The sequence below is a fragment of the Ruegeria sp. BI11 genome, from assembly GCF_056538005.1.
Map to the genome: position 1 here is coordinate 1 of NZ_JBQFSM010000040.1, position 2533 is coordinate 2533.

At 52.4% G+C, this 2533-nt stretch carries 4 protein-coding genes and 2 pseudogenes; all 6 read right to left on the reverse strand.

What is annotated here, in order from left to right; translation table 11 throughout:
• Window positions 1–133: 133 nt before the first annotated feature.
• Window positions 134–250 (reverse strand): annotated as a pseudogene (locus ACR0DT_RS24855) (IS481 family transposase); the annotation flags it as partial.
• Between the two features lie 186 nt (window positions 251–436).
• Window positions 437–586: a hypothetical protein gene (locus ACR0DT_RS24860; protein WP_480713319.1), complete on the reverse strand. Its 150-nt coding sequence runs from the start codon at window positions 584–586 to the stop codon at window positions 437–439.
• The gene (locus ACR0DT_RS24865; protein WP_480713320.1) at window positions 583–882 is read right to left on the reverse strand and encodes a helix-turn-helix domain-containing protein; all 300 of its coding nucleotides are present in this window, start codon (window positions 880–882) and stop codon (window positions 583–585) included. The genes ACR0DT_RS24860 and ACR0DT_RS24865 overlap by 4 nt, the downstream gene beginning before the upstream one ends.
• Window positions 879–1172, reverse strand: coding sequence for a hypothetical protein (locus ACR0DT_RS24870; protein ID WP_480713321.1), 294 nt, complete (start codon window positions 1170–1172; stop codon window positions 879–881). Before ACR0DT_RS24870 ends, ACR0DT_RS24865 begins: the two co-directional genes overlap by 4 nt.
• A gap of 801 nt (window positions 1173–1973) precedes the next feature.
• Entirely contained in the window at window positions 1974–2234 is a 261-nt protein-coding gene (locus ACR0DT_RS24875; protein ID WP_480713322.1) for a hypothetical protein, read from the reverse strand.
• 71 nt (window positions 2235–2305) lie between these two features.
• Window positions 2306–2533, reverse strand: a pseudogene (locus ACR0DT_RS24880) (IS5/IS1182 family transposase); the annotation flags it as partial.

The window sequence follows — 2533 nt, forward strand, 5'->3', positions numbered from 1 at the left end:
GGAAGTATCTGCCACCTATTCACCGATGAAGAGTGCTATAACTTCTTCGTTGCCGCAGGATTTGAAACCAATTAAACCAGACACGCTGTAAGGATATGAGGTGCGTTGCCGATTGGTCGGGCGCTTTGATAGTCTTCTCCACTGCAATGTGTAACGTTTCGCGAAAGGTTTGCATAGGTGTTTTACCGTAGCAGTATCTTCCCGAATGCGGCCGTTGCTCATTGTATTTGACCGGCCATGCGTCCAGATCAGTCTACAACTCCTCCACCGATCGGTAGAAATTCAGTGGGAGCTCGAATGTCTTTAACTGGTGTTTCATGCGCAAATGAAAGGTCCGCGCTGCCAGAGCGCGACCTCGGAACTTTTCTCATAGACCGTGATCTTATCAGGTTAGATCTTATCAGGTTAGGGGAGATGCATCAAACAGCGGCTTCAATCACTCTGCCAGGGTGTGGTGGTCGCCCGGAATTTCGGTGGCGACATTTTCCATTCGATCATAATCATCTGCAACGTCCGAGTTCCAGACTTTGCGTGCCCGGTGGTTCTCCCGCTTCGTCAGTCGCTGCCATTTCTCCAGCAATGTCACCGGATTGACACCTTCTCAGGCGTACGATGACGATTAATAATGCGCCATACAGTAACATCTGAAACTCCCATCCGACGACTGATCTCTGATATAGGCTGGCCGGACTCGTATAATTCGAGAACCCTCCTGTTCCGCTCTGCCCGTGTTTCAACTGCCTGAGGTGAAGCAAACCTGGAAGCATCCGCCCATCCGGTCTTCCCTTCAAACCCCCACGCTTTCCGGGTGCGCGCGTTCTCATTTTTCGCCATCTCCCGCCACCGCGCGAGCGGTGTGTCATCCGCAACCATGTCCGTCATCGCAATCTTTCCTCGCCTCGCTCCATCAATCGTCTGGTTCGCAGAATGCGGGCCACTGTGGCGTCCACCAGGCCTACCTGTTTGCTGATCTGCGCAGTGCTGACACCCATAGCTTTCATCGCTACGATTTTCTTGCCCCGCCGTTCTCTGCGAGCAAAAACCTCTGACGAATCCGGGGATTTCCAACCCTTGTTTTGCCCGGATGGTCCCCACCAGACTTTGCGCGCCCGCTCATTCTCGGTTCGAGCAAGAGCCTTCCATTGCTCAAGCGTTGTCTCCGGTTGTTTCATTGCTGTTTGTTCCCCATGCACTCCTATCTTCTCCCAAAGTAACCTCCCGTCCGTTGCGTACTGTAAGTGCTGGCCAGCGGACCTCACAAACTGGTGCTGTCAGAAATCGGGATCGTACATCTTGTGACACAAGAGAGACCGCAATCGGTGGTGGCCTCATAAAAGCCTTGTCTAAACCACATCATATATTGCGGCTTGATCGTTTTCCGTTGTTCGGTTTCATGGCAATAATTCGCTGGTCCTGTTGGTATTGGCTGCGTATTTCGCGGAAGATGGGCAGTGATTTCACGCTCGTATCCTGACCTGCTATCAACCAATTGTGCAGCCAACGCTTACCCGACGCATCCCCCTTTTTACAGGATTTTTGCCGATAGCCACACGACAAGCTTTCAGACACGGTGCAGAAGTTGAACACCTATTCAAGCCATAGTCGAAGGCTTCGGCCAGATCATCCATGCCAGGGATACACGTCAGCGAATGATCCACCCGGGCAAAATATCTCATCCTTGAGCCTGGCATGATCCGGGGTATGGGAGCGGCCGAGGGTGGAAACCAGCGTAATGCGCTCACGTCATCAGCGGGACGCCCTGCACCACGGTTCACCCTCTGCTGACCGTCAGCACATCTTGGCCTTGCCTTGCTATCTCATCGCCTTTTCGTAGGTTCCAGTCTCATTGATTTACAGCCAGGAAAAAGACCTCGCAACCGCTGCGCTTGAAAATGATGTTTCTGACGCGGCTGGGACAGTTTGTTCCCCTGAACTGAGTTTAATCTCTGCAAACGACGGTTTAGATTTGGGTTTCAATGTTGAGTGCGGGCCCAACGCTTTTTCTCGGACGTTTTCTTACACCTGCAGGCAGTCTCGTGTTTGACGCCACCGGTCTTTGCAACTTCACCGACAGGTAAACGACCAGACTTCATGCGCTGCCCCATTTCGTCTTTGAATCTTCGGGGCCGCAGCCGACGGCCATCTTTACCAACAGGAATAGAGTAACCGTAGGCGTGGAAGACGTTTTTGATTTTCTGGTTACTTGCGGGCTCACCTAAAGCTTGAGAATTCATGATATCTCTATCCTTTTGGACGGATCATAAACTGCTGCGCAAAGGTTCGTCAGAGGTTATCTAGGGGGTCAGATGCAACGCTTACGGTCTATTAGGGCTTCACGGAACCAGTCCGCATCATAACCGCGACCACCCAGTCACCATTCAGTCGATGGTAGGCTGTTCACCAGAGCCCTGGCTCCTGTATAGTCGCTCACCTGGCCAGCAGAGATGAAGAGCCGAATAGGTCGACGAACACTGTCGGTGACGGCGTGCAGCTTTGTGTTCATGCCACCTTTGGTCCTATCGATCAGTCTGCC